This window comes from Nocardia sp. NPDC087230, assembly GCF_044744725.1.
Lineage (GTDB): Bacteria > Actinomycetota > Actinomycetes > Mycobacteriales > Mycobacteriaceae > Nocardia > Nocardia canadensis.
Genome location: NZ_JBIUYV010000004.1, coordinates 267,952 through 294,121, shown reverse-complemented (window position 1 = coordinate 294,121; position 26,170 = coordinate 267,952). Strand labels below are relative to the sequence as shown.

23 protein-coding genes are annotated in these 26,170 nt (G+C 69.5%); 8 read left to right on the top strand and 15 right to left on the bottom strand.

What is annotated here, in order from left to right:
* Nucleotides 1–76: 76 nt before the first annotated feature.
* Complete coding sequence (locus tag ACIO52_RS16985; RefSeq protein WP_342801031.1) at nt 77–1,126, bottom strand: sulfate ABC transporter substrate-binding protein; 1,050 nt, start codon at nt 1,124–1,126, stop codon at nt 77–79.
* A gap of 213 nt (nt 1,127–1,339) precedes the next feature.
* Nucleotides 1,340–1,429: an Ms4533A family Cys-rich leader peptide gene (locus ACIO52_RS16980; protein ID WP_019045829.1), complete on the bottom strand. Its 90-nt coding sequence runs from the start codon at nt 1,427–1,429 to the stop codon at nt 1,340–1,342.
* Nucleotides 1,430–1,503: 74 nt separating this feature from the next.
* Between ACIO52_RS16980 and ACIO52_RS16975 the strand changes: the two genes are divergently transcribed.
* Nucleotides 1,504–2,553 (top strand): M48 family metallopeptidase, encoded by a 1,050-nt coding sequence (locus tag ACIO52_RS16975; protein ID WP_316573893.1) that lies wholly within the window; start codon nt 1,504–1,506, stop codon nt 2,551–2,553.
* A gap of 81 nt (nt 2,554–2,634) precedes the next feature.
* Here ACIO52_RS16975 and ACIO52_RS16970 read toward each other — a convergent pair whose 3' ends face one another.
* Entirely contained in the window at nt 2,635–2,898 is a 264-nt protein-coding gene (locus ACIO52_RS16970) for a hypothetical protein (protein ID WP_218717390.1), read from the bottom strand.
* Between the two features lie 107 nt (nt 2,899–3,005).
* Here ACIO52_RS16970 and ACIO52_RS16965 point away from each other — a divergent pair, with 107 nt between their 5' ends.
* A complete protein-coding gene (locus ACIO52_RS16965) occupies nt 3,006–4,973 on the top strand; it encodes a glycoside hydrolase family 15 protein (RefSeq protein ID WP_218717391.1) in 1,968 nt (655 codons plus the stop codon).
* 4 nt (nt 4,974–4,977) lie between these two features.
* On the opposite strand, the gene ACIO52_RS16960 is transcribed toward ACIO52_RS16965, so the two are convergent.
* Nucleotides 4,978–6,780: a GTPase gene (locus tag ACIO52_RS16960; RefSeq protein WP_218717392.1), complete on the bottom strand. Its 1,803-nt coding sequence runs from the start codon at nt 6,778–6,780 to the stop codon at nt 4,978–4,980.
* A gap of 60 nt (nt 6,781–6,840) precedes the next feature.
* Nucleotides 6,841–8,784: a hypothetical protein gene (locus ACIO52_RS16955; RefSeq protein WP_316573892.1), complete on the bottom strand. Its 1,944-nt coding sequence runs from the start codon at nt 8,782–8,784 to the stop codon at nt 6,841–6,843.
* 279 nt (nt 8,785–9,063) lie between these two features.
* On the opposite strand from ACIO52_RS16955, the gene ACIO52_RS16950 reads away from it, so the two are divergent.
* From ACIO52_RS16950 to ACIO52_RS16940, 3 genes are read left to right on the top strand one after another with little or no spacing between them, the layout of a single operon-like run.
* Nucleotides 9,064–9,429, top strand: coding sequence for a hypothetical protein (locus ACIO52_RS16950; RefSeq protein WP_218721353.1), 366 nt, complete (start codon nt 9,064–9,066; stop codon nt 9,427–9,429).
* A gap of 35 nt (nt 9,430–9,464) precedes the next feature.
* Nucleotides 9,465–10,157: a response regulator transcription factor gene (locus tag ACIO52_RS16945; RefSeq protein ID WP_218721354.1), complete on the top strand. Its 693-nt coding sequence runs from the start codon at nt 9,465–9,467 to the stop codon at nt 10,155–10,157.
* The gene (locus ACIO52_RS16940) at nt 10,154–11,419 is read left to right on the top strand and encodes an ATP-binding protein (RefSeq protein ID WP_402644793.1); all 1,266 of its coding nucleotides are present in this window, start codon (nt 10,154–10,156) and stop codon (nt 11,417–11,419) included. The genes ACIO52_RS16945 and ACIO52_RS16940 overlap by 4 nt, the downstream gene beginning before the upstream one ends.
* A 12-nt stretch (nt 11,420–11,431) precedes the next feature.
* Here the strand turns inward: ACIO52_RS16940 and lepA are convergent, their stop codons facing one another.
* On the bottom strand, nt 11,432–13,279 hold the full coding sequence (gene lepA, locus ACIO52_RS16935; RefSeq protein ID WP_218721356.1) for a translation elongation factor 4: 1,848 nt from the start codon (nt 13,277–13,279) through the stop codon (nt 11,432–11,434).
* Between the two features lie 105 nt (nt 13,280–13,384).
* Here lepA and ACIO52_RS16930 point away from each other — a divergent pair, with 105 nt between their 5' ends.
* Nucleotides 13,385–13,936: a type II toxin-antitoxin system PemK/MazF family toxin gene (locus ACIO52_RS16930; protein WP_218721357.1), complete on the top strand. Its 552-nt coding sequence runs from the start codon at nt 13,385–13,387 to the stop codon at nt 13,934–13,936.
* Between the two features lie 63 nt (nt 13,937–13,999).
* Here the strand turns inward: ACIO52_RS16930 and ACIO52_RS16925 are convergent, their stop codons facing one another.
* From ACIO52_RS16925 to ACIO52_RS16910, 4 genes are all read right to left on the bottom strand, one after another.
* Entirely contained in the window at nt 14,000–14,776 is a 777-nt protein-coding gene (locus ACIO52_RS16925; protein ID WP_218721358.1) for an aquaporin, read from the bottom strand.
* A gap of 68 nt (nt 14,777–14,844) precedes the next feature.
* Complete coding sequence (locus ACIO52_RS16920; protein ID WP_218721359.1) at nt 14,845–15,687, bottom strand: transglutaminase family protein; 843 nt, start codon at nt 15,685–15,687, stop codon at nt 14,845–14,847.
* Nucleotides 15,684–16,661: an alpha-E domain-containing protein gene (locus tag ACIO52_RS16915; protein WP_218721360.1), complete on the bottom strand. Its 978-nt coding sequence runs from the start codon at nt 16,659–16,661 to the stop codon at nt 15,684–15,686. The genes ACIO52_RS16920 and ACIO52_RS16915 overlap by 4 nt, the downstream gene beginning before the upstream one ends.
* 5 nt (nt 16,662–16,666) lie before the next feature.
* Nucleotides 16,667–18,202: a circularly permuted type 2 ATP-grasp protein gene (locus ACIO52_RS16910; RefSeq protein WP_255588616.1), complete on the bottom strand. Its 1,536-nt coding sequence runs from the start codon at nt 18,200–18,202 to the stop codon at nt 16,667–16,669.
* A gap of 396 nt (nt 18,203–18,598) precedes the next feature.
* Here ACIO52_RS16910 and rpsT point away from each other — a divergent pair, with 396 nt between their 5' ends.
* Both rpsT and ACIO52_RS16900 read left to right on the top strand, forming a co-directional pair.
* Entirely contained in the window at nt 18,599–18,859 is a 261-nt protein-coding gene (gene rpsT / locus ACIO52_RS16905; RefSeq protein ID WP_019045815.1) for a 30S ribosomal protein S20, read from the top strand.
* Between the two features lie 97 nt (nt 18,860–18,956).
* Nucleotides 18,957–19,199, top strand: a complete 243-nt coding sequence (locus tag ACIO52_RS16900) for a hypothetical protein (RefSeq protein WP_218721361.1) — start codon at nt 18,957–18,959, stop codon at nt 19,197–19,199.
* Here the strand turns inward: ACIO52_RS16900 and ACIO52_RS16895 are convergent, their stop codons facing one another.
* The 5 genes from ACIO52_RS16895 to ACIO52_RS16875 all read right to left on the bottom strand — a co-directional run bounded on the left by ACIO52_RS16895 (nt 19,200) and on the right by ACIO52_RS16875 (nt 26,113).
* Complete coding sequence (locus ACIO52_RS16895) at nt 19,200–20,492, bottom strand: LCP family protein (protein ID WP_402644785.1); 1,293 nt, start codon at nt 20,490–20,492, stop codon at nt 19,200–19,202.
* Nucleotides 20,493–20,573: 81 nt separating this feature from the next.
* A complete protein-coding gene (locus ACIO52_RS16890; protein ID WP_402644782.1) occupies nt 20,574–21,041 on the bottom strand; it encodes a bleomycin resistance protein in 468 nt (155 codons plus the stop codon).
* Nucleotides 21,001–21,972, bottom strand: a complete 972-nt coding sequence (gene holA / locus ACIO52_RS16885; protein ID WP_218721364.1) for a DNA polymerase III subunit delta — start codon at nt 21,970–21,972, stop codon at nt 21,001–21,003. The genes ACIO52_RS16890 and holA overlap by 41 nt, the downstream gene beginning before the upstream one ends.
* A gap of 9 nt (nt 21,973–21,981) precedes the next feature.
* Entirely contained in the window at nt 21,982–24,846 is a 2,865-nt protein-coding gene (locus tag ACIO52_RS16880) for a ComEC/Rec2 family competence protein (protein WP_402644778.1), read from the bottom strand.
* Nucleotides 24,847–25,153: 307 nt separating this feature from the next.
* Nucleotides 25,154–26,113, bottom strand: a complete 960-nt coding sequence (locus ACIO52_RS16875; RefSeq protein WP_402644776.1) for a helix-hairpin-helix domain-containing protein — start codon at nt 26,111–26,113, stop codon at nt 25,154–25,156.
* Between the last annotated feature and the right edge of the window lie 57 nt (nt 26,114–26,170).

Genomic DNA, 26,170 nt, shown 5'->3' with positions numbered 1-26,170 from the left:
GAGGTTGCTCCGGTCCCGGCGTGCCCACTGCTGTCAGTCACAGTTGTCCAGTATCGCGTGTGTCTTGGGTCACGAGTTACTTGGTCGCCTTGTCGTAGATGACCGCGACCTTGCCGGTGCCCTGCGCGAACAGGTCCTTGTCGACGGCCTTCCAGCCACCGAGGTCATCGATCGTCCACAGCTTGGCCGGGGTCGGGAAGTCCGCGGCGAACTCGGCGGCGACCTTCGGATCGACCGGACGGAAACCGGCCTGCGCCCACGCCTTCTGGCCTTCCGGGGTGAACAGGAAGTCACGGAAGGCGGTGGCCTTGGGCAGGTTCTGGGAGTTCTTCAGGACCGCGACCGGGTTCTCGATCTTGAAGGTGGTCGGCGGGTTGATGTGCTCGATCGGGTCGCCGTTGCGCTCGGAGAAGATGGCCTCGTTCTCGTAGCTCAGCAGCACGTCACCGGTGCCCTGCAGGAAGGTCTCGGTCGCCTCGCGGCCCGACTTCGGCTGCACCTTGACGTGCTCGGGCGAGATCAGCTGGGACAGGTAGTCCAGGCCGGCCTGCTGGTTCTTGCCGCCGTCGCTCTTGGCCGCGTAGGGGGCGAGCAGGTTCCACTTGGCCGAACCCGAGCTGAACGGGTTCGGGGTGACGACCTCCACGCCGGGCGCGAGCAGGTCGTCCCAGTCCTTGATGCCCTTGGGGTTGCCCTTGCGCACGACCAGGGTCACGACCGAGCCGAAGGGGATGCCCTTGCTCGCGTCGGCGTTCCAGTTCGACTCCACCAGGCCCGCATCGACGAGGCGGGTGATGTCGGGCTCGACCGAGAAGTTGACGACATCGGCCTCGGCGCCGTCCTTGACCTTGCGCGACTGGTCGCCCGAGGCGCCGTAGGAGGCCTGGATCTGCACGCCCTTGCCCGCGTCGGTCTTGTTGAACTCCGGCACGACTTTGTCGAAACCCGGCTTGGGAACGGCGTAGGCGTACAGATAGAGACTGCCCCCGCTGCCGTCAGCGCCCGCTTCGCCGTCGGTCGAGTCGCTGGCGCCACCACCGCAGGCGGTCAACGCGACCGCGGCGACAGTAGTGACGGCGACAGCGACAGCGCGACGGCGCGAGCCGATCCAGGTGTTGCGAGACATCGGGGTGAACCTTTCGGGAAAGGACCTGCGGCGCAACGTCTTTCGCTGCGGCAGGGAACGCTCTTGTCGATCGGTAGACCTGTCGTGCAGGGAATGAACACGACAGTTGGCGCGACTCGGGCCCACTGGCCCCCGGAGTTCGGACGACGACTGCGAAGGAAAAGCGCGCGCCAGTCTACTGGGCAAGTACGCGCAGACGAGTCCGGTGGCCGATCATCGACAGAGGATGTCCGCGACCGCGAGGTTGCCGACAGCGATCAACGCCAGCTCATGGCGGATCTGCGGGGCGACACTCGACGACACAGGCAGACTGTAGCAGATTGCGACATGATGATTCGACTCGACGAGAGTTCCACACCCAGGGGGAATTTCACACCATGACCATGGCACCAGACCGCGTTCGCGTGCGGTTTCCCGAGATCAGCACCCGTACGTGGGAACATCCGGCCGATCGCACGGCGCTGGTCGCGCTGCGAGCCCTGACCGGATTCGACACGGTGCTGAAGGCGCTGTCGAGCCTGCTGCGCGAGCGCCAGCACCGGTTGCTGTACCTGGCGACGGCCGTCCGGGTCGACGACCGTCAGTTCCGCACCCTGCACCAGTTGCGGGCGGATTGCGTGGGTGTGCTCGACGCGCGGTCGACGCCGGAGATGTACGTCCTGCAGGACCCGACCGTGAACGCTTTCACCATCGGCATGGACCGGCCGTTCATCGTGCTGACCACGGGCCTGCTCGATCTGATGGACACCGAGGAACTGCGCTTCGTCATCGGCCACGAGCTCGGGCACGCGCTGTCCGGGCACGCGGTGTACCGCACGATGCTCCTGCATCTGCTGCGGCTGTCGGCCTCGATCGGCTGGATGCCCGGCGGCGGGTGGGCGCTGCGCGCGATCGTGGCCGCGCTGATGGAGTGGAGCCGCAAGTCGGAACTGTCCGGCGACCGGGCCGGACTGCTGTGCTGCCAGGACGTGGAGGCCTCGGTGCGGGTGCACATGAAGACCGCGGGCGGCACCTGGCTGTCGGAGATGAACCACGGCGCGTTCCTCGACCAGGCCGACGACTACCTGCGCTCGGGTGACCTGCGCGACGGCGTGCTCAAGCTGCTGAACCTGGAGCTGCAATCGCACCCGTTCTCGGTGCTGCGCGCGGCCGAGCTGCGCCGCTGGATCCAGTCCGGCGACTACGACCGCGTGCTCGGGGGCACCTATCCGCGGCGCGAGCACGACCGCAACGCCACGATCACCGACGAGGTGAAACAGGCCGCCCGCAGCTACCGGGAGTCCTTCGATCAGTCCGACGACCTGCTCGTGCGCACCGTGCGTGACCTGGGCCGCGATGTCGGCGCGGCAGTGAGCACCGTCGGCCAGGAAGTCGGCCGGACCGTCTCGGACCTGGGCAAGCGCTTCGACGACTGGCGCCGGAACTAGCGCGTCAGCGGGTGAAGAACCACGCGATGACGACGAGGACGAGCAGGGCAACCAGCGCGAGCTGAACGCGAGAACGAGGCATCAGCGGGCACCGCTGCCGACCGTCGGGCGCACCGGCGCGGCGGCGGTGACCGGCACCGTCGTCGCGGCGACCGGCGCCGACGGCTCGTGGCGATCGCCGCGGCCGAGCAGGCGGAAGACCGCGCGCAGGGCGCGGTCGAGCACGAAGGCGATGGCGAAGCTGATCGGGACCATACCGACCAGCACGACCAGGAACTGGGGGATGAAGGGCAGCCCGGCTACCCAGAGTTCGAAGCCGTCCCACCAACCTGCGATGCGTTGCACGCCGACCAGACTAGTCGGTCGGCGTGAACGGGCGAATTCCGTCGCTGTGAGCGGCGCGTCAGCGCCGCACGGTGGACGACTACGGTGCCGCGCCCCGATGATGGGGTATGGAGTCTCCCAGTGCCGACAGCCTGCCGATTCTGAGTCCGGTCTCGTCCAGTGGCAGTCGTGGCGCGTTCCCGCCGATCGACGACTACGCATTCCTGTCCGATTGCGAGACCAGCTGCCTGATCGCCAACAGCGGTTCGGTCGAGTGGTTGTGCGTGCCACGCCCCGACTCCCCCAGCGTCTTCGGCGCCATGCTCGACCGCAGCGCCGGGCACTTCCGGATCGGCCCGTACGGCAAGAACGTGCCCGCCGAGCGGCGCTACCTGCCGGGCGGAATGATCCTGGAGACCACCTGGCAGACCGAGACCGGCTGGCTGATCGTGCGCGACGCGCTCGTGCTCGGGCCCTGGCACAACAACAACCAGCGGTCCAAGACCCATCGCCGCACCCCGATGGACTGGGATGCCGAACACACCCTGCTGCGCACGGTCAAATGCGTGAGCGGGACGGTCGAGCTGGAGATGAGCTGCCAGCCCTCGTTCGACTATCACCAGGGCGGCGCGACGTGGGAGTACACCGGCAAGGTCTACGAACAGGCCACGGCCAGGGCCTCGCTCGACCCCGACGCCGGGCCCGCGCTCGTCCTCACCACCGATCTGCGCCTCGGCCTCGAGGGCCGGGAGGCTCGGGCCCGCACCCGAATGTCCGAAGGCGACGAGGTGTTCGTCGCGCTCACCTGGTCGGAGCTGCCCGCGCCCGCCACCTTCGCCGAGGCCGCGCAGAAGATGTGGGCGACCGCCGAATGCTGGCGGCGCTGGATCACTCTCGGCGATTTCCCCGACCATCCCTGGCGGGGCTACCTGCAGCGCAGCGCCCTCACCCTCAAGGGCCTCACCTACGCGCCGACCGGCGCCCTGCTCGCCGCGGCCACCACGTCCCTGCCGGAAACCCCAGGTGGACATCGCAACTGGGACTACCGCTACACCTGGGTTCGCGATGCGAGCTTCGCCCTGTGGGGCCTGTACACCCTCGGCCTGGACCGGGAGGCCAACGACTTCTTCGCCTTCCTCAACGATGTCACCACCGGCGACAACGGCGACGCCCTCCCGCTCCAGGTGCTCTACGGCATCGGCGGCGAGCGCCGCATCACCGAGTACGAGCTGCCCAACCTGTCCGGCTACGACGGCGCCACCCCGGTCCGCGTCGGCAACGCCGCCTACGACCAGGACCAGCACGACATCTGGGGCACCATGCTCGACGCCGTCTACCTGCACGTGAAATCGCGGGGGCAGGTGCCGGAATCGCTGTGGCCGCTGCTGGAACGCACCGTGCACGCGGCGATCGCGAACTGGCGTAAGCCCGATCGCGGGATCTGGGAGGTGCGCGGCGAACCACAGCACTTCACCTCCTCGAAGGTGATGTGCTGGGTCGCCCTGGACCGCGGCGCCCGGCTGGCCCAGCTGCACGGGCAGCACACGCGCGCGGCGGAGTGGTTCGATATCGCCGAGCAGATCAAGGCCGACGTGCTCGAACACGGGGTGAACGACGAGGGCGTGTTCACCCAGACCTACGGCGGCGACACCCTCGACGCCTCGCTGCTGTTGGTGGTGCTGACCCGCTTCCTGCCGCCCGACGACCATCGCGTGCGCGCGACGGTGCTGTCGATCGCGACCCGGCTCACCGTCAACGGCCTGGTGCTGCGCTATCGCACCGACACCACCGACGACGGCCTCGACGGCGAGGAGGGCACCTTCACCATCTGCTCGTTCTGGCTGGTCTCGGCGCTGGTGGAGATCGGTGAGCTGGAGCGGGCCACCCACCTGTGCGAGCGCCTGCTCGGACTGGCCAGTCCGCTGCGCCTCTACGCCGAGGAGATCGACTCCCGCACCGGACGGCACCTGGGCAACTTCCCGCAGGCGTTCACCCATCTGGCGTTGATCAACGCGGTCACCCACGTCATCCGGGCCGAGGACTCACGCAACGCCGGCCAGTTCCAGCCGGCGCACACGCCGACGCACCGGCCCTAGCCGGTCAGTACGCGAGCCGTTCGGCGCGTTCCCGCAGACCGGCGATGGTCCGCAGGCCCGCGTCGATCTCGGTGATCCGCAGTTCGCGGTGGTCGCCGTAGCGCAGGCCGGTCTCCTCGGCGGCGCGCAGCGCCTCGTCGGCGGTACGGCCTACCTCGGCGGCGATCTCGGTGTAGTGGTCGCGCAGGACCCGCTGCAACGTGCGCAGCCGGTTCCGGGATTCCTTGCCCACCTGGAAGATCACGTCGTCGGCGAGCCGGGCGACGGCGACTTTGGCCTCGGCCTGCCTACGCTGCTTGCGATTACGGCGGTCGTCCCACAGCGCGTTCACGCCCAGCAGCACGCCCGCGCCCGCCGAGTACCAGTTGACCAGCGACATCCCGAGCAGGCTGGTGGCCAGACCGACCATCAGGATGCCGCCGTAGGAACCGCGCAGGGCCGACAGCGCCTGCTGTCCGACACTGGATTTCGCGCTCTCCAGCGTCTCCAGCGACTGCACCGGCTCGAGCACGTCGCCGGGGTTGGTCAGGCGCAGTTCGGGCAGCGGCGGGGTGCGGTTGTCCGGCGGGAACTTCGCGGCGACCTGTTCGGCGAGCTCGACGGCGCGGTAGTGCGCCATCACGAAGTTCTCCTCGACGGCCTCGCAGATCCGCGCGTCGAGTTCGGTCGCGAATTCGTTCCACTTGCGGGCCGGGTCGGTGCGCGAGATCTCCGCCTCGGCCTCGCGCACGAGCGTGCGCAGCCGATGCCGCAGATCGTGTTCGATGTCGGCGCTCAGCTCGGAGCTGCCGTCGACGAGGGTGACCTGCCAGGTCGCGGTGCGCTGGCGCAGCTGATCGGCCGCGGTCCTGGCCGCCGCCAGCCGCTGGGTGATCTCGGCCCGGCTGCGCGGGTCGCGCAGGGCGTCGGCCTCCGCGCGCAGGGTGAGCGTGAGCTGATCGGTGACCAGGGCGATGTCGCGCACCGCCGCCGCCACGGCCACCGAATCGGCCCGGGCGACAACATAGTCGTGCAGATGATCGATGAGTTGCGGTACGCCGGACTCGATGTCGCGCTGCTGATCGCCGCTGTCCTGCGCCTGTCGGTGCATCACCGCCGAGACGGGCGCGACGGCGAAATTGAGGCCCGCGCCATCGAGCAGCGCGCGGTTGCGGCGCTGGGTCAGCGACCAGTGCGGGTTGCGGTCGATCTTGGTGAGCACGCACACCACCGACGGGCACACCTGCTCGACCCGGCGCAGATAGTCCAGCTGCGCCTCGGTCAGCTCGGCGGCGGCGTCGGCGGCGTAGAGGACCACGTCGGCGGCGGCGATCATCGACCAGGCCGCGCTTTCGTGGGCGGACGCGCCGGGGGCGTCCATCACCACCAGTCCGTCGGCGAGCAGCGGGCTCGGCTCGGCGAATTCGGCGCGCAGCACCCCGAGGGCGGTCAGCGCGGGTCCGGGATTCAGCGGGTCGACCGGCACCCGCTCGACGCGGCCGCGCTGCGCCGACTTCACCAGCGTCGCGGCCGGTTTGGGCCCGTACTCGACGATCACGGGCACGCTCGGCTTGCCGTCGGTGGCGCTGACCGGGGTGCCGACCATGCTGTTGACCAGCGTGCTCATCCCGGCTTGTGGTTCACCGACCACGACCAGACGCACCCGCGGATCGCTCAGCCTGGCTCGCACCATGCCGAGCCTGGCGTCGAGGTCGTCACGACCGCCCGTGCGGACCAGTTCCCGCAGTTCGTCGACCAGGGAAACGACCGGAGCCATCACATCCGGATGCTTCACCGTCGCGGCCTGCAGTCCGGCAGCGGCTGACAACCTGTTCCTCACTCTCGTTGCATGAGTCCGGCCGAGACGCTGGGACCAGACGTCGTCGTGTCAGACGACGAAGTCATACCCATGGTGCTCGACGGGAAACCCGGCAGCCAGATGATCGGCGCCACCCACCCCGGTGTCGAACAGTCCAGCCGAGACGCCATGGTAGCCGTCGTCGGTGTAGCTGATGTCGGCGGCGATCGGCTTGGTGTCGATGACCGGCGGTTTCACCGGGACCTGGGTCGGCTGCACGGTGACCACCGGCGGCGGGGTGACCACGGTCGGCGGATCGATGTCGACGGTCGGCTGCTTGGTCGGCATCGTCGGCTGGTGGGTGGGCGCGGTCGGCTGCTGGGTGGGCACCGTCGCGGTCGGGTGCGATCCGGTCGGGTCGGGCACGTCGACGGTCGGGGTGCTCGCCCCGGTCGAGGGCGCCGTGACGCCGCCGGTGGTCCCCGGCTTGGTGACGACGTCGTCCGGGACCGTCGGCTTGGCCGGGCCGGTCGCGGCGGTCGGCGGCACGGTGACCACCGCCTTGGTCGGGTCCGGCAGCTGGGCCGTCGGCTTGGGCAGCTCGGGCAGCTTCACCGTGGTCGGGGTGTCGATGTCGACGGTCGGCTGCTGGGACGGCACGGTCACCGGGACGGTGGTCGGGGTATGGCCACCGGTGATGTCCGGCACGACCACCGGCTTGGTCGGCGTGGTCGGCGCGAACAGCGCGGGCACGGCGGCCGCGGGCGCGGTCAGCGGCGAGGTGGCGGCGCCCGCCCCACCGAAGACGTTGGCGATCGGGGTCGACGCGGCGTCGGGCTGGATGGTCGTCTGCAGCGGCGTGCTGACCACCGGGTTGACGGCCACCGGCGCGGGCGCGGCGGGCGCGACCGGCGCCGGAGCGGGCGCGATGGGCGCCGGCGCGGCGGGAGCCGGGGTCTGCGCCAGCGGGGCGGCCGGGGCGGGCGCCGGGGCCTGTGCCAGCGGGGCGGCCGGGGCGGGCGCGGCGGACGACGGTCCGGTGGCGCCGCCGGGAAGGCCGACGCCCGAGGACGACGAGCCGGGCAGGCTCGGCCCGGTCGGCGAGGACAACCCCCCGCCGGTACCGCCCGCGGTCGTGTCGCCGGGCACCTTGATGCCGTCGCCGAGCCACTTGCCGTAGTCGTCGAGCTGATCGCCGACCTGGCCGACCTGCGCGGTGACCTTCATCTGCGAGGTGAACCACACGCCGTCCAGGCCGGCGTGCGCGTCGATCTGCCATTCGGTGTTCACCATCGCGCCGAAGCCGTCGAACATGTCACCGATGCCGTCGAACAGTCCGTCGCCGGGCTGACCCGCGCCGGGCACGCTCGCGCCGGGCAGGCCACCGGGCGAACCGGGCAGGCCGATGCCGTCATAGCCGGGGATGCCGATGCCGTGGCCGGGCAGCCCGTCGAAACCGGGAATGCCGATCCCGTGACCGGGCAACCCGAAGGCGGGCGTCTCCGGCAGGCCGAACGGGTTGTCGGTGTCGGTGTCGCCGAGACCGCGGCCTGGCGTGGTCGGTGCCTGCGCATAGCCGGGGATGCCGAAGCCGCTGGAGTGATGGCTGTCGGAGCCGGGAATCCGCAGCTCCCGCTCATCGTCGGAGCCGGGAACCTGTGGGCGCCAGTCGGATTCGGTGGCTCGCGCGACCATGGTGACGTCGGCCGGGGCGGGCGCGTGCGGAGCGAACGGCGTATGCGGCACCGGATGTGGCGCGGGCACGTCGGCGAGGTCGGGGAACGTCACGACCGGGCTCGGCGCGTCCGGGCTGGGGTCGGAGGGGTACTGCGAGGACCAACCGGCGACCCGGCTGTCGGCGTTGCTGGTGCCCGGGGTCGTGTCGGGACCGGTGCCGTTCGCGGCGACCAGGGCTCCACCGGTGACGTAGGCGCCCGCGCGGGCTACCCGCGCGACACCGTTGGCGACCCGGTAGGCCGTGTCGGTCCCCTCCGCGCGCGCAGCATCGTCATCGAAAGGCAGATCACGCGTCATCAATGCTCCAACACTCGCATCACTGTCGACCCCCCACCACGAACGAGGCGAAGTGAAGATCATCCAACACTATTACCCGGAGGCCGAACCGTTGTTTCGTCCAGAACGGTTGGTACCACCTTATGGCGAGCAACAGTTTTCGGCGACCCGGTGGAATCGGGGGGTTCACGATCCCAAGAGAACTCTAACGATTGCTCAACGGTCCCTGAAGATCGGCTGCTTAGCGTCGGTTTCGCCGGTCGCACCGATCGGCGAAACCCCCTCGGAGGAGTCCCGCCCATGACCGTATTCACCGCCCGCCGCCGTTCCCGTGCCGCCGCCCTGGTCGGCGGCACCGCACTGCTGACCGCGACGATCGCCGCAGTGGCCGGCGCCGCGACCGCCGATCCCGCCGTGACCAGGGAAATCGGGCCGGAACGGACGCTGATCATCTGCTCGGCGCCCGGTACTCCCGCCCGGCCCCTGCCGCCGGAGGGCGCGCGCATCCACATCGAGCGCTACGAGGGCGCCCCCGCGGCACCGCTGCCCGCCCTGCCCGGACACCCGGGCGACCCGGCCGTCGAGGCGCCGGGCGACTGCCGCGACGTCGACCCGGGCGAGGCACCGGGTGGCGTTCTCGTGATCCGCCCGCCGCACGTGCGCTGACCAGGAGAAACGAGGGATCGAACTAGGGTGAGCGGATGACCGGACAGCAGATCTTGGTCGTCGACGACGAGGTCAGGGTACTGGCCTCGCTGCGGCGCGGCCTGGAACTCTCGGGCTTCGACGTCGTCACGGCCGGTGACGGCGCCGCGGCGCTCGCCCTGGTGCGTTCCACCACCCCGGACGCCATGGTGCTCGACGTGAACATGCCCGAACTCGACGGCGTCGGCGTGGTGACGGCCCTGCGGGCGATGGGCAACGACATCCCCATCTGCGTGCTCAGCGCCCGCAGCGCGGTGAGCGACCGGATCGCGGCACTCGAACGCGGCGCCGACGACTACCTCACCAAACCGTTCGACCTCGGCGAGCTGATCGCCCGGCTGCGCGCGCTGCTGCGCCGCAGCGCGGCAACCGCTGCGCCGCAGGGCAAGACGGTGCGGGTGGGCCGGGTCGAGATCGATCCGGCCGGGCACCGGGTGCACGCGGCCGGACGACTGGTCGAACTCACCAAACGCGAGTTCGAGCTGCTGGCGATGCTCGCCGACAACGTCGGCATCGTCCTCGGGCGCGAGCAGATCCTGTCCGCCGTCTGGGGTTACGACTTCGCCACCGACACCAATGTGGTCGACGTGTTCGTCTCGTATCTACGGCGCAAGCTCGAGGCCGACGGCGTCGGTCGGGTCGTGCACACGGTGCGCGGCGTCGGATTCGTCCTGCGCGAGCGCCCGTGAGGACCGGGTCGTGGTCGTTGCGAACGCGGGTGGCCGTGGTGTCGGCGTTGGTCGCCGCGCTGGTGGCGATCACCCTGGGACTCACCTATGCGGCGCTGCTGAAGGTCGCGGGCACCCGGCAACTCGATCAGACGGTATCGACGATGAATGTCCGGGTGGTGCAGCGCGTCGACGGCGTCCCCGCGCCGCCGATCCCGCTCCCGGCGGACGAGCGGACCGTCCCCGGCACCCCCGAACCACCGGTGGTGGCAGCGCCGGGCAGTCCGTCCGACACCGCGCTGGCCAAGGTCCAGGGCGCGCCGGGCCTGCTGGTCCGGCTCGATCCCGATCGTGAGCTGGTCGACGCCGCGATCACCCGCAGCCAGCTCATCGGCTTGGGCATCGGCGTCGGCGGGGTGCTGATCGCGGCCGGATTGGGTTGGGTGCTGGCCGGTTTCGCGGCGCGCCCGCTGCGCAGGCTGGCCACCGCCACCCACGAGATCGACACCCTCGACGAGTTGCCACCGCTGTCGGGCCGTGGTGCCAGGGAGGCCGAGGAACTCTCCGACGCCATCACCCGGATGCTGGCGCGCCTCGAGACCGCGCACGGTGAGACCAGGCAGGCGCTGGCGGGCGCGCGCGATTTCGCCGCGGTCTGCGCGCACGAACTGCGCACCCCGCTCACCGCGATGCGCACCGACTTGCAGGTCCTGGCCGGTGCCGATCTCCCGGCCGAGCAGCGCGACGCCGTCCTGTCCGATGTGCTGGCCGCCGAACGCCAGATCGAACGCACCCTCACCGATCTGGAGCGCCTGGCCGTCGGCGAGCTCACCGACGCGGGCGCGTTCGAGCCGTTCGAACTCTGCGAGACCCTCGATCGCGCCGTCCAGAACGCCCGGCGCGCGCAACCCGGCGTCGACATCGCGCTGACCGCGTGCGACCCGGTTCCGATCACCGGCCTGCCCGGCGGGATCCTGCTGATCGTCACCAACGCCGTCGCCAACGCGGTCCTGCACGGACATGCCACCGAGATCGCGGTCGCGGCACACGCGGACGCGGACGGGATCGAGATCACCGTCGACGACAACGGCACCGGGGTACCGGAACACCTGTCCCCCACCGCTTTCGACCGCTTCGCCAAACGGCCCGGCTCCCCCGGCTCGGGTCTGGGCCTGGCGCTGGTCCGGCAGCAGGCCGAATTGCACGGCGGCACGGCCGAACTCACCGAAAGCCCACTCGGCGGGACGCGCCTGCTGGTGCGCATCACCGCCGAGCCGGGGTGAACGGGGTGGGAACTATTTGCCCTTGGGCTTGTCCGAGGCCGCGTCCGAGGACAGCGCGGCCACGAAGGCTTCCTGCGGCACGTCGACCCGGCCGATGGTCTTCATCCGCTTCTTGCCTTCCTTCTGCTTCTCGAGCAGCTTGCGCTTGCGGCTGATGTCACCGCCGTAGCACTTGGCGAGCACGTCCTTGCGGATCGCCCTGATGTTCTCGCGCGCGATGATCTTCGAGCCGATCGCGGCCTGGATCGGCACCTCGAACTGCTGACGCGGGATGAGTTCGCGCAGCTTGGAGGTCATCTTGTTGCCGTAGGCCTGGGCGGCGTCCTTGTGCACGATGGCACTGAACGCGTCGACAGCCTCGCCCTGGAGCAGGATGTCGACCTTCACCAGCGCCGACGACTGCTCGCCCGCCTCCTCGTAATCGAGCGAGGCGTAACCGCGCGTGCGCGACTTCAGCGAGTCGAAGAAGTCGAAGATGATCTCGGCCATCGGCAGCGTGTAGCGCATCTCCACGCGCGTCTCCGACAGGTAGTCCATGCCGAGCAGCTCACCGCGACGGCTCTGGCACAGCTCCATGATGGTGCCGACGAACTCGCTCGGCGCGATCACGGTGCACTTGGTGACCGGCTCGAAGGTCTGGCGCACCTTGCCCTCGGGCCAGTACGACGGGTTGGTGACGATGTGCTCGGTGCCGTCTTCCATGACGACCCGGTAGATCACGTTGGGCGCGGTCGAGATGAGGTCGAGGCCGAACTCGCGTTGCAACCGCTCGCGGGTGATCTCCATGTGCAGCAGGCCGAGGAAGCCGCAGCGGAAACCGAAGCCCAGCGCCACCGAGGTCTCCGGCACGTAGGTCAGCGCCGCGTCGTTGAGCTGCAGCTTGTCCAGCGCGTCACGCAGATCCGGGTAGTCGGAGCCGTCGACCGGGTACAGGCCCGAGTAGACCATCGGGCGCGGTTCCTGGTAGCCGGCCAGCGCCGAGGTGGCGCCGTCGCGCGCGGAGGTGACGGTGTCACCGACCTTGGACTGACGCACATCCTTCACACCGGTGATCAGGTATCCCACCTCGCCGACGCCGAGTCCCTGGGTGGGCTTCGGTTCGGGCGAGACGATGCCGATCTCGAGCAGCTCGTGCTGCGCGCCGGTCGACATCATCTTGATCTTCTGGCGCGGGGTCAGCTTGCCGTCGACCACCCGGACATAGGTGACCACGCCACGGTAGGTGTCGTAGACCGAGTCGAAGATCAGCGCGCGAGCCGGGGCATCGGCGTCACCGACCGGCGGCGGCACCTCGGCGATCACCTTGTCCAGCAGCTCACCCACACCCACGCCGGTCTTGCCCGACACCCGCAGCACGTCGTCGGCCTCGCAACCGACGATGTGGGCGATCTCGGCGGCGTAGCGGTCCGGGTCGGCGGCGGGCAGGTCGATCTTGTTCAGCACCGGGATGATCACCAGATCGCGTTCCATCGCCAGGTACAGATTCGCCAGCGTCTGCGCCTCGATGCCCTGGGCGGCGTCGACCAGCAGGATCGCGCCCTCACAGGCCTCGAGCGCGCGCGAGACCTCGTAGGTGAAGTCGACGTGGCCCGGGGTGTCGATCATGTGCAGGACGTAGTCCTGGCCGTCGACAGTCCACGGCAGGCGCACGTTCTGCGCCTTGATCGTGATGCCGCGCTCGCGCTCGATGTCCATCCGATCCAGGTACTGGGCGCGCATGGCCCGTTCCTCGACCACACCGGTCAGCTGCAGCATCCGATCGGCCAGGGTCGACTTGCCGTGATCGATGTGCGCGATGATGCAGAAGTTCCGGATCCGGGACGGATCGGTGAACGTCGTATCGGCAAAACTGGAAGCCACTCCACTCCTCGAGGGGTATCGGCGAACTGCGTCTATCGTCCCATGCGTCGAATCGCCGCCTTGTCACCGGTGCACCGAAGCGTGCGTCACCGTTATATTTCAGGGATGGCCAGCAGTTGGAACACTCTCGGTAAGCAACTCGGCGTCATCGCCAAGGAGCAGGGACCGAAGATCGTGCGCAAGCAGGGTCCACGGCTGCTCGAGAAGCTGGTGGGGGCGCTGGCGGCCAAGCCGGAACCCACCGTCGCGGTGCGCCCGACCGCGTCGACGCCGGTGCCCACCGCCCACCGCGCCCGGCAGATCGTCTACTGCCCGCAGCTCGACGGACGCGCCGACCCGGGCGAGATCGTGTGGACCTGGGTGCCCTACGAGGAGGACCCCACCAACGGCAAGGACCGCCCGGTGCTGGTCGTCGGGCGTGACCGCAAGACCCTGCTCGGGCTGATGCTGTCGTCCAAGCCCGACCGCGCGCACGATCACAACTGGGTCGGGATCGGTTCGGGCCCGTGGGACCACGACGGCAGACCCAGCTGGGTCCGGCTGGATCGGGTGCTGGACGTGCCGGAAGACGGCATCCGCCGCGAGGGCGCGATCGTGGAACGCAAGACCTTCGACCTGGTCGCGCATCGGCTCGTCGCCGAATACCGCTGGAGCTGAGCGAGACTGCGAAGCCCCGATCCGGTACTCCGGATCGGGGCTTCGTCGTCGGCGCGTCCTGCGCTAGCTCAGGACGTCCCTGGATCGCCCGAAGATCAAGCCGTAGACCAGCGCGCCCAGAACCCCGCCGAGCAGCGGGAAGACGATGAAAGCCCACACCTGGCCCATCGCGCCGTCCTGGTAGGGCGCCACGCCGAGACTGCGCGCCGGGTTGACCGAGGTGCCGTCGACCGGGATCGAGATCAGGTGGATCACCGCGAGGGTGACACCGATGGACAGACCGGCCAGCGGCACATCGGAGATCTGATCGGTCGAGGCGAGGACCACGAACACCAGCAGCGCGGTGAGCATCACCTCGATGATGATCATCGCCGCCATCCCGTACCCGTTCTGCACCACGACCTCGCCCAGCGGCCCGGTCACCGCGGACGGACTGTGTGCGCCCCAGCCGTTGGCGCCGAGCCCGTCGACCGCCCGATCGTAGGACGGCAGGTTCTTGGCCAGCGCGAACAGCACGAGACCGGCCAGGAATCCACCGATCAGCTGGGCGATCCAATAGCCCGCGGCCGACGCGGCCGTCAGCCTGCCGAGCAGGAGTTGACCGAGGGTGACCGCGGGATTGACGTGACAACCCGAGATCGGTCCGATCGCGTAGACGAGGAACATCAGCGACAGACCGAAGGCGAGCGCGATACCGAGCGCGCCTACTCGTTCACCGGCCAGGACCGCGGTGCCCACACCACCGATCACGAGTATGAAGGTGCCCAGACCCTCGGCCACCCACTTCTTGACTTCGGGGACGACTTCGGGTTCGACCAGTTCCTGTGCAGTGGGAGACATCTGCCACCACCTCTCCGAGAGGACTTGTCCCCGCGGCAAGGCGGGGTTCCGCACGAGCGAACTGGACATTACGCGAGGCGGGTCACCTCTACAACGACCTCGAGGTCCGTCGAGCCGCCGCCGGAGAAGACACCTTTCAGCGGAGGCACATCGGCGTAATCGCGCCCGACCCCGACCGAGACGTGCTGCTCGTTGACGGCGAGGTTGTTCGTCGGGTCGTAGCCCCACCACTGCCCGGTCCAAGCCTCCACCCAGGCGTGCGACTGGCCTGCCACGGTCTCGCCGATCTCGGCGCCCGGCTTCGGATGCAGGTAGCCGGAGACGTACCGGCTGGGAATTCCCATGCTGCGCAGCAACACCAGGGTCAGGTGGGCGTAGTCCTGGCAGACACCGCGCCGCTCGGCGAAGGCCTGCAACGCCGAGGTGTGCACCGAGGTGGTGCCCGCGATGTAGTCCATCTCCTTGTGCACCCATTCGGCCGCGCGCACCACCGCCTTGGCCGGTTCCTCGCCCCGGGACAGCTGCCTGGCCACCGTCGCGAGCTTGCGATCGCGCGGCACATAGGAGGTGGGACTGAGCATTTCGTCGAAGCGGTCGACGATCGGACCGCTGCGCAGGTCGTCCCAGCTCAGTTCCTCGGTCGGTTCCGCGAACGGCTCGGTCTCCACCACCGAGGACCCGGTCACCTCGAGTTCGGTGTGCGGTGCGTGCAGGTCGAACGCGGTGACCGCGGTGCCCCAGTAGTCGGTGTAGCGATACGACCTGGTGGCCGGCACGGTTTCGACGCGATTGAGGATCACGTTCTGCCTGCTGTCGGCGCGCGGCGTCAGCCTGGCCTCGTTGAACGAGCGCGTCACGGGCGCGTCGTAGACATATCCGGTGGTGTGCACCACCCTGATCCGCCAGCTCACAGTTCTCCCTCCACCTGCACGCGGCCGTCGGAACTGCTGCGCACATCGGTCCACGCCACCCAGGGGGCGGCGTGGAAGTACTGGCGTGACACGGCCTCGCTGACCTCGCGGCACGATTTCTGCAGCGCGAGCAGTCTGCTCTGCAAGTCCTCCAGCAGCACCCCCGGCGGCAGGAATTCGAGTTCGCTGCGCGCCCGGCCGAGCACCCGCTGGGCCTCGTGACGCGCGCCGACGCGACTGCCGGGCCGCTGGTCGAGTTCGGTCAGGCAGGCCTCGGCGACGCGCAGCGTGTGGAACACCGAGCGCGGGAAGAGCCGGTCGATGAGGATGAACTCGGCGACCCTGGCCGCGTCGAGCGCGCCGCGGTGGGTGCGCAGATAGGTGTCGTGGGCGCCCGCCGAGCGCAGCACCGTCACCCAGGCCGGCGAGGAGGTGCGGTCCCCCGCGCGCGAGAGCAGCAGCCGCACCATCATGTCCACGCGTTCGATGGAGCGGCCGAGCAGCAGGAAACGGTAGCCGTCGTCGCGCGAGAGCGTCGAGTCGGTCAGTCCGGTGAACATCGCCGCGCGGTCCTTGATGTAGGAGAAGAACTCGTGCGGGCCGAGGCCGCGCGCCGCCTTCTCCGCCGTCGCCAGCCCGTTGTAGGTGGCATTGAGGCACTCCCACATCTCGCTGGAGGTGACTTCGCGTGCGCCGCGGGCGTTCTCGCGGGCCTTGCCGATGGAGTCGCTGATCGAGACGCCGTGGTCGTGGCTGAACGCGACCAGGTCGGTCACCGACCACACGTCCAGGCGCAGACCCTCCGGTGGCTCGATGCCGAGCACCTTGAGCAGCACTCGGGAGGTGCGGTCGGCGTCGACGGTGGCGTCTTCGAGCAGTTGATGCACGGCGACGTCGAGGATGCGCGCGGTGTCGTCGGCGCGCTCGACATATCGGCCGATCCAGTAGAGGGATTCGGCGTTGCGAGCAAGCATGTGTGTCAGTCCCCGATCAGCCGCTGCGTCTGTTGTTGTTGCTGCTGTTGCTGATTGGCCTGCGGCGCGCTGAGTTCGCGACCGATTTCGAAGGAGTCGGCCTGCGGCGGATCGCTCACCAGTTCCGGACCGGCCAGTTCCCGGTCGACGAGGCCGGAGCGACCGGCCAGCACCCAGGTGTCCTTGCTGCCGCCGCCCTGGCTCGAGTTGACCACCAGCGAGCCCTCCGGCAACGCGACCCTGGTCAGCCCACCGGGCAGCACCCAGATGTCCTCGCCGTCGTTCACCGCGAACGGGCGCAGGTCGACGTGCCGGGGCGCGAGATCGTTGCCGATCTTGGTCGGCACGGTCGACAGCTGCACCACCGGCTGGGCGATCCAGCCGCGCGGATCGGCCTTGACCTTGCGCTTGACCGCCTCCAGCTCGCGCGGGGACGCGTCGGGCCCGATGACGATGCCGTAGCCGCCGGACCCCTCGACCGGCTTCACCACGAGCTCGCCGACCCGGTCGAGCACCTCCTCGCGTTCGTCGTCGAGCCAACAGCGGAAGGTGTCGACGTTGGGCAGGATCGGCTTCTCGCCGAGGTAGTACTCGATGATCGTGGGCACATAGGTGTAGATGAGTTTGTCGTCACCGACGCCGTTGCCGACCGCGCTGGAGATCACCACGTTGCCCGCGCGGGCGGCGTTGAGCACGCCGGCCACGCCGAGCACCGAGTCGGGGCGGAAGTGCATGGGGTCGAGGAAGGTGTCGTCGATGCGGCGGTAGATCACATCGACCTGACGCTCGCCCGCGGTCGTGCGCATGTAGACGACATTGTCGCGGCAGAACAGGTCACGCCCCTCGACCAGCTCGACGCCCATCTGCCTGGCCAGCAGCGAATGCTCGAAGTAGGCGGAGTTGTGTACACCCGGGGTGAGCACGACGACGGTCGGGTCGGCCTCGTTGGGCGCCGCGGAGGCCCGCAGCGCCCGGAGTAGGTGCGTGGGATAGTCGCCGACCGCGCGCACCCGGTGCGAGGAGAACAGGTCGGGGAAGACCCGGGCCATCGTGCGCCGGTTCTCCATCACATAGGACACCCCCGACGGCGAGCGCAGGTTGTCCTCGAGCACCCGGAAGTCGCCGCGTTCGTCGCGCACCAGGTCGATGCCCGAGACATGGATGCGCACCCCGTTCGGCGGGACCAGGCCCGCGGCCTCGCGGTGGAAGTGCTCACACGAGGTGACCAGCCGCTTGGGGATCACCTGATCGCGCAGGATGTTCTGCTCGCCGTAGACGTCGGCCAGGAACAGCTCCAGCGCGGTGACCCGCTGTTTGATGCCCCGCTCGAGCTTGGCCCACTCGGCGGCGGCGATCACCCGCGGCACCAGATCCAGCGGGAACGGCCGTTCCTGCCCCGACAGGGAGAACGTGATGCCCTGATCGATGAATGCCCGGTCCAGCGCGTCGGAGCGTTTGGCCAGGTCGTCTACGTCGTTGGCGGCCATCGCGGCGTGAATGCCTTTATACGGCGCCCGCACTCGTCCCGCCGCGTCGAACATCTCGTCGAACGCGTCGGCGAAGCGGCCCGGGCCGTACCCCTCGAACAAACCGGCGTGCGCGTTCACCGGATGCCCGTTCGTTCTCACCAACGCCGGTGATGCAGATCGAGCCGTACTCGGCGCTGTGGTGGAGGTCATGAGAAAAACTGTGCATCACCCGGCAGCAGGGTCGTGTGAGACACAGGTAAATTTCTTGCATCACCTGAAATGGATGAAATCAGCGGAGCCGGGGGCCGGTCGATCGGAGCCCGATTTCGCCGGGCGGTGCCGAGCTGGTAACCTCGATCTTCGGCGCGGTGTTACCCGTAGTTCAGCACCATCTGCTGCATCGTGGGCGCGCGCCCGACGAGCTTTCGAGACATACCACCCAGCGACAGGAAACCAGAGGATACAGGCGTGGCCAACATCAAGTCCCAGATGAAGCGGATCCGTACCAACGAGGCGGCGCGCAAGCGCAACCAGTCGGTCAAGTCCGCGCTGCGCACCGCGATCCGCAACTTCCGTGAAGCTGCCGCCAGCGGTGACAAGGAAAAGGCTGCCGAGCAGCTGCAGTTCGCGAGCCGCAAGCTCGACAAGGCCGCTTCCAAGGGCGTCATCCACGCCAACCAGGCGGCCAACAAGAAGTCCGCGCTCGCGCTGGCTCTGAACAAGATCTGATCGGAGCGGGTCCACCCGCTCAGCAATACTTCGCAAGACGCAGCCGCCGTGGCCTCGATGACCACGGCGGCTTTTGTCGTCGGCTACCATTCCGCGCATGCTGACGGTGTACGCGAATCAGACGGTGGTACGAGGCGACGACCTGGCCGAGGTGATCCGCGCCGCGGAGATCCTGGGCATCGGACTCAAGATCGAGAATGTGATGGTCCCGGACGAGGACGGCGGCTTCGCGGCCGCCTGGATCGTCACCCGCGAGGACGAGGTCCCGCTCTACGAGGAGTGGGAAGGTCGCTACGAGGATCTCGAGGACGACGAGGAGCTCGCCGTCGTCGGCGACTGATCAGTTCACACAGGGGATCCGCCCCGAGGTGATGTCGCTGCGGACCGGCTTGCCCGCGTCGGGGGTGTCCGTCACCGGCGTGGTCGCGCTGGTCTGCCAGGCACCGGTGGACGTCTCGCCCGGCCAGGCGGCGGGCGGTTCGGTCCGCGCCGTTGTTCGCCGGGTCGTCGTCGACGCGGGTGCCGGCATCCCGAACGCGGCCGCGATCTCGCGGCGGATCGCCGCTCGGTCCACGATGTTCACGTCCTGCCCGTTGATCACGTCGTAGCGCAGGATCGGCAGGGTGCGGAATTCGACCTGCGGGTCTTTCGCGCTGCCGAGGGTGCGCACGAACTCGGTCATGTTCCAGCCGTCCGACAGGACGATATTGCGGTGCGCCACCTCCATCAACGCCGACAGTTTGCCGGGGTCGGTCAGGGTGCCCGCACTACGCAGCTGCCCGGCGACCGAGGTCAGAAACGCTTGCTGGCGGTGGGTGCGGTCCAGATCGCCGTTGTCCAGCCCGTGCCGCTGCCGCACGAAGGCCAGCGCCTGGGCCGGATCGAGATGCTGGCGGCCGGCCGGGAAGTTCGCGCCGGAGAACTCGAGGTCCTGCACCGGATGGTTCAGGCACACCTCCACCCCGCCCAGCGTGGCGGCGAGATCGTAGAAACCGGCGAGGGTGATCTCGGCGAACCGGTCGATCGGCACTCCGGTCAGATCACGCACCGCCCGCACGATCGAGGCCCGCCCCGCCTCCCTGCCCGCCTGTTCGAGCCGGCGCTGATCGGTGACCCCGCGTGCGATCAGCTGATCCTGCACCGCGGCCTTCTTCAACCCGTACGCCTCCTTGATCTTGGCGTGGGTGTAGCCCGGGATGCCACTGACCGGCACGTAGTCGTCACGCGGAATCGACACCGCGACGATCTTGTCCAGCGCGGCCGGAATATGCACCAGGATCAGCGTATTGGCGTTGTAGCCGCCCTCGTCCCCGTCGCCGGCGTGCAGCTGATCCAGGATTTCCGTCGGCAGCTCGTTCCCGTTCTGATCGCGCCGGGTGTCGAGCCCGATCAGCAGGATGTTCAGATCCCCGCCGAGCGAGTGCGGCGCGTCGTCCTCGATGGCCTGCGAGCGCAGGAACCCGGCGTCGAAACTGCCCGCCGTCGACCACCCGTACGCGGTGACAGCCACCACCAGCGCCGACATCCCGGCGGCGAACCCCTTCCCGAATGCCCTGGCCCACCGGCCCGCCGAACCACGAGCGCGTCGACTGCTCCCGCGCTCCCCGGTCCGGCTGACAGTCGGCTCGTCCATGTCATGATCAACTGTGCCAGCCGTGAGGCCGGACCGACATCGCGATTCGGTCCCGATTCCACCGCGACCAGGCGTGTCGGCTCAGCGACTGCGCGTACCGAGGTTCTGGGAAATCCACAGAAGGTACCCGTCCGGGTCCTGCACGGCGAACTGGCGCACGCCCACGACGTCGGTTGCCCGCGCGTACCAGCGGTCCTCCAGCGGGAGGAACAGTTCCCGCCCGGTCGCGGTGATCACCGCATGGAGCTCGACGACATCATCCACGTCGATGGTGAAGTTGATGCCGCGACCGTACGGATATTCGAGCGGCGCGTGCGGGTAGAGCCGCTCGTGGTCCGTCGGCTGTTCGAGTATGAGGTCGATACCGTCGCGTTCGAGATAGGCGAACCGTTCCGCGGGGCGCTCGTAGCGGATCCGGAACCCGAGTAGACCGTAGAACTCGAGGCTGGCCCGGAGGTCGGCACAGATGAGCTCGGGGATCAGGCGCACCACGTCGTCGCCCGTCGACTCAGCCCGCGGCGCGCAGGTCGAGGATGCGGGAAAGGGCATGTTCCACGGCGTAGGTGGCGTCGGCGGCGCCGCCCTTGACGTCGGCGTTGAGGGTGGCGACCACCTGGAGGGCGGTGCCGATGGTGGCCGGGGTCCAGCCACGGGCCTGGGCCTGCGCCTTCTTGACCTTCCACGGGGGCATGCCGAGCTGCTGGGCGAGTTTGAACGGGTCGCCCCGGCCCGCGGAGCCGACGCGGGCGATGGTGTGCACGGAATCGGCGAGGGCGTCGGCCAGCAGCACGTGCGGGACACCGCGGTCGGTGGCCCAGCGCAGGGCCTCCATCGCCGCCGGGCGGTCGCCCGCGACGGCGAGCTCCGCGACATCGAACCCGGTCACCTCGGCGCGGCCGGAGTAGTAGCGGCGGACCGCGTTCACATCGACCTTGCCGCCGGTGTCGGCGACCAGCTGTGAGCAGGCCGCGGCCAGCTCACGCAGCTCCGAGCCGACGGACTCGATCAGCACCTGGACCACGTCCGGCGCCACCCGCACCCCGAGAGCGCGGAACTCCGCGCGCACGAACTCCGCCCGCTCGCCGGCCTTGGTGAGCTTGGCGCACTCGTGCACCACCGCGCCCTGCTTCTGCAGCGCGGGCACCAGTGCTTTGGCGCGGCCGCCGCCCGAATGCAGCACCATCAGCACCACGCCCGCCGGCGGGTCGGCCGCCGCGTCGGTGATCACCGCCACCGCGTCCTTGCCCGCCTCCGCGGCCGACTCGAGCACGATCACCCGGTCCTCGGCGAACAGCGACGGACTCAACAGCTCGGCCAGTTCGGCGGTACTCGCGTCACCGGCGCGCAGCCGATCCACCGGCACCGAGTCCGGATCGGGCGCCTCGGCCCGCACCTGGCCGGTCACCTGCGCCACGGCGCGTTCGACCAGCAGCTCCTCGTCACCGAGAACCAGATGTACCGCGGCAGGGCGTTCGCTCACCAGGCGATCCTACGTTCGGGCACCGACAGCGAGCCGGTCGCGGTCATTCGATGTGGTCGGGCGCCGCGCGGGGTCTCGCGGCCGTCCGCTGCCGACGGTTCGCGGAGGGGCTGGAGTCCGCCGACGGGATGTCGTTGTGCGCGGTTCGACGGCGGTGCCCGACACGATCACGTCGCCGTCGTGATCGGTCCGGGCGATCGTGACGCCGAGGGTGTTCAACGCGGTGATGATCGTGGGGTGCGGGTGGCCGAACGAGTTGTCCGTCCCGGCGCTGATCAAGGCCAGGCGCGGGTGGACCGCGCGCAGGAACTCCGGTGTGGTGGTGCGGGACCCATGATGTGGGACCTTGAGAATGTCGGCGCGGATGTCGCTGTCACGCGACACCCGAGATTGCGCGGTCGCTTCGATATCGCCGGTGAACAGAATCGTGCCCACGGCGGTGCGCGCCCGCAACACCAGCGACCGATCGTTGGCTTCGTCCAGGTCCAGCGACGACGCTTCCTGCCCCGGTGCGAGCACTGTCAATTCGACTGCCCCGCAAGCCAGTACCTGCCCCGCATGCAATTCCATCAGCGGGATCCCGGCGGCCTCGGCGAGCTCGACGACTCGCTCGATCCCGTCGGTCGGATTGGACGAATTCTGCTGCGCCACAACATCCTGGCGAGAGACGGACGGTAGCCCGGCCGAGTGTCCGCCGTTCGGATGGCGCTGGTTGGTGGAACTCTCGGCACCGAGGGAGTGCTCGGCCCCAGCAGACTGCTCGGCGCCAGCGGGATGCCCACCGCTCGTGGAGGGCGCGCCGCTAGTGGTGTGTCCGCTGGTGGAGTGCGGGCCGCCGGTGGAGAGAAGTTCACCGGGTGCGGTGGCTATGGCGGCGGTGGTGCGGCCGCGGAGTGCGCCGGCCAGGCCGTCGATGTGGTCGGCGTGTGGGTGGGTGAGGATCAGGAGGGGGATGTGGGTGATGCGCAGGCGGTCGAGGCAGCGGCGGATCGGGCGGGGGTCCGGGCCGGTATCGATCACGATCGCGGCGTTGGGGGCGACGGAGAGGGCGAGGCCATCGCCCTGGCCTACATCGCACATCGCCAGTGCCCAGCCGGTCGGCGGCCATCCCGGCTGCCATAGGCGCACTGGGACAAGCACTATCGCGACGCCCAAGGCGGCGACGGCGAGCAATCGGCGGGCCTTCGACCATCGCAGAGCTGCCACGAGGACGACGACGATCGCCGCTGTGACCAGTCCCCCCGTCACGCCGGACGGCACCGAGATCGTGGCACCGGGCACGGCGGCGGTCCGGTCGGCTACCGCCAGCAGCCACCACAGCGGTGGGCGCGCGCACCACAGCACCCACACCGCCGCGTCACCCCAGAGGCAGGCGACGGCCGCACCCACCGCACCGATCACGGTGATCACCCCGACCACCGGCGCGACAAGCGCGTTCGCCACAATCGCGACCACGCTCACCCGTCCCGACAGTGCGACCATCAGCGGGAGGGTGACGACGAACGCCCCGGCCGACACCGCGAGGATCTCGGCGGGTACCCGCCACCACCCGTGCGCCCGCAACCAATCCGCCCAGCTCGGCGCGAGCAGGATCAGGCCGGCGGTCGCGAGCACCGACAACGCGAACCCCGCGCTCACCGCCAACTGCGGTGCCACAACGAGCAGTCCGATCACCGCGGCACCCAGCGCGGGCAGCGCTTGTTTGCGGCGGCCGGTGAGCAACGCGAGTACCGTCACCGACCCCATGCCCGCAGCCCGCAGCACACTGGGGTCGGGCCGCGCGAGAACGACGAACACCACCACCGTCACCGCGGCGGCAGCGGCACTCGTTCGCGGACCCGCGGTCAGCAATCTCGCCAACCCGAGCAGCGCGGCGAGCAGGATAGTGAAGTTCGCTCCGCTCACCACGCAAAGGTGTTGCAGGCCTGCGATTTCGAAGTTGTCCCTGACCTCGTCGGATAGCGCGGCGGTATCGCCGACGACGAGCGCGGGCAGCAATCCGGCCGCAGCGGGTGACAACGCTCTGGCCGAGGCCATCGCCAGATCTGCCCGCACGCCCCCGGCCATTCGCTGCCACCACGGGGGTGTCCCGACACGTTCCGCCTCGGCGACGGGGTGCAGCGCAGCCACTGTCAGATCCGATCGGTTCGGTTCGGCGACCTTCGCCCGAAACCGGATCACCTGGCCGGGAGACAGGTCCGCCCAGCCCTCCCCTGGCGCAAGGATGACGAGCGCCCCGCCGACCCGAGTGGCGGTCGACCCGCGTTCCCCGCCGGCTCGATTGGTCGTAGAACCGAAGTCTCCGTCGGCCCGAGTACTCGTAGAACCGGACACTCCGTCGGCCCCAGCGCTCGCAGACCCCGGCACCCCGCCGACCCCCGCGCTCGTCGAGCCGAGCTTCCCGTCACTCTGGGGTGGCGTACCGCCTCCGTACTCATGCAGCTCCGCACGGACGATCCACCGCCGTTGTCCACCGAACCCGCCCGCCCGCATCGGTTTCGGATCGTCGGTGACCACTGCCAGCACCGTCACCGTCCGCCCGAACGATTCCCGGAGCGGGTGTGTCTGCACATGGTGCGCACGCCACGCGCCTGCGGCCCCGAAACCGGCGGTCACCAGCATCACCGCCAACCCGGCGATCGCGACGACTCGCCATCGTTCACGCTCGTGCGCGATCGCCCACAGCAACACCACCCACAATCCGATTGCGACGACCACCGCACCGACCGCCAGCACCAGGCCGACGAACCACCCCAGCGACACCGCCACGATCGTCGCGCCCCAACATCCCAGCGCCGCCGGTACCAGGCGCATGTCCAGCACCTGCCGTTCCGGCTCCTCCGTTCCCGCCTCCTGCTGAGCCGCCGTGCTCATTCCGGTCCCGGGCACCGCACCGGCGAATCCGGACAGACCCCACCCCGCCCGAGCACCGACGACATCCCGAAACACCCGAATTCCATACTGCTGTGGGCGTGTTCGACGCGGTCCGCGCAGCAGGTCGAGAACCCGCCGCTCACCGCGGGATTCGCGGGCAGGGGCGATTCGTTGGCGCCGTACTCCGCACCATCGCTCGCCCCGGCCGTATCTTCGCCCGAGACCGCCGGTGCCGCACCGATTCGGGCCGCGACTTTCGCCTGGCAGGGACCATCACCGGTCGCACCGGACGGCTGGACCGATTCGGTCATGTCGTCACCAAATCACGGAGGCGGGCCAGGCGGGCGGGGCCGATGCCGTCGACTTCGCCGAGTTGGGCGATATCGGTGAATCGGCCATTGGTGGTGCGCCAGGCGAGGATGGCTTGGGCGGTGACCGGGCCGACGCCGGGGAGCCCGTCCAGTTCGGCTTCCGTCGCGGTGTTCAGGTTGATACGCGCTCTGGTGTTCTGGGCGTTGGTATTCGGGGTCGGCGGGCCGGAGGTGTTCTGTCCTGTCGTGGGTGCGCGGTCGGCGGCACCGATCATCGCGCTGCCAAGGAGTGGGGGTCCCGATTGTGGGCCAGTCGTGCCGACGACGACCTGGTCGCCGTCGGTGAGGCGCTGGGCCAGGTTCAGCCCGGCGAGGTCGGCACCGTCGGTCGCACCGCCTGCCCGTTCGATGGCGTCGGCGACACGGGCGCCACCGGGCAGGTGGTGCAGGCCCGGTCGTTCGACCAGACCCACCACGCTGACAACGACTTCCGCTGGCGGGCTCGGCATGGTGCCGGCGACCGCGGCCATGCCGGCGCTCGGTTCCGCGGGGGCGCCCGCGCTCTCCGCGCGGACGACCGGTACCGGTGGCAACGCCTGTGGCGTCGGCTGATCGCGCAGGACCAGCACGCCGGTGCAGACCACCGCTGCCAGACCCACCAGGCCCAAGACCACAGCACCCCGGCGGCCGGGATCGACCCGCGTCTGCCGGAACCGGTCCGGGACGAACCGGCGCAGGCCACCGGAGTCGGCGCCGTCGTCGAGCCAGCCCGGCGAACGCACCTCCCCCGTCGAAGGGAGATCCTCCTCGGCCCACCGCCCTTCGGTGCCGGTGCCGCCGCGCGGGCGTGCCGTGTCGGGCTCGTCGCGCAGCGCCCCTCGGGTCCCGGGTTTGTCGCGCAACGCCAGCCCGCCCAGCCGTTGCCGTACCCGCTCGTGTTCGTCGTGTCGTGACATGGCAGCGACGCTACGAGCCGGCGAGCCCGCGAAACCGGCGCCGACCTGGGTCTCGAG

Coding starts and splice junctions, on each gene's coding strand:
- ACIO52_RS16875 (WP_402644776.1), bottom strand. CDS start 26,113: ATGTCACGACACGACGAACACGAGCGGGTACGGCAACGGCTGGGCGGG.
- ACIO52_RS16930 (WP_218721357.1), top strand. CDS start 13,385: ATGGCCAGCAGTTGGAACACTCTCGGTAAGCAACTCGGCGTCATCGCC.
- ACIO52_RS16955 (WP_316573892.1), bottom strand. CDS start 8,784: ATGACGCGTGATCTGCCTTTCGATGACGATGCTGCGCGCGCGGAGGGG.
- ACIO52_RS16950 (WP_218721353.1), top strand. CDS start 9,064: ATGACCGTATTCACCGCCCGCCGCCGTTCCCGTGCCGCCGCCCTGGTC.
- ACIO52_RS16925 (WP_218721358.1), bottom strand. CDS start 14,776: ATGTCTCCCACTGCACAGGAACTGGTCGAACCCGAAGTCGTCCCCGAA.
- ACIO52_RS16880 (WP_402644778.1), bottom strand. CDS start 24,846: ATGAGCACGGCGGCTCAGCAGGAGGCGGGAACGGAGGAGCCGGAACGG.
- ACIO52_RS16915 (WP_218721360.1), bottom strand. CDS start 16,661: ATGCTTGCTCGCAACGCCGAATCCCTCTACTGGATCGGCCGATATGTC.
- ACIO52_RS16895 (WP_402644785.1), bottom strand. CDS start 20,492: ATGGACGAGCCGACTGTCAGCCGGACCGGGGAGCGCGGGAGCAGTCGA.
- ACIO52_RS16965 (WP_218717391.1), top strand. CDS start 3,006: ATGGAGTCTCCCAGTGCCGACAGCCTGCCGATTCTGAGTCCGGTCTCG.
- ACIO52_RS16975 (WP_316573893.1), top strand. CDS start 1,504: ATGACCATGGCACCAGACCGCGTTCGCGTGCGGTTTCCCGAGATCAGC.
- ACIO52_RS16890 (WP_402644782.1), bottom strand. CDS start 21,041: ATGCCCTTTCCCGCATCCTCGACCTGCGCGCCGCGGGCTGAGTCGACG.
- ACIO52_RS16945 (WP_218721354.1), top strand. CDS start 9,465: ATGACCGGACAGCAGATCTTGGTCGTCGACGACGAGGTCAGGGTACTG.
- ACIO52_RS16910 (WP_255588616.1), bottom strand. CDS start 18,202: ATGTTCGACGCGGCGGGACGAGTGCGGGCGCCGTATAAAGGCATTCAC.
- ACIO52_RS16985 (WP_342801031.1), bottom strand. CDS start 1,126: ATGTCTCGCAACACCTGGATCGGCTCGCGCCGTCGCGCTGTCGCTGTC.
- ACIO52_RS16900 (WP_218721361.1), top strand. CDS start 18,957: ATGCTGACGGTGTACGCGAATCAGACGGTGGTACGAGGCGACGACCTG.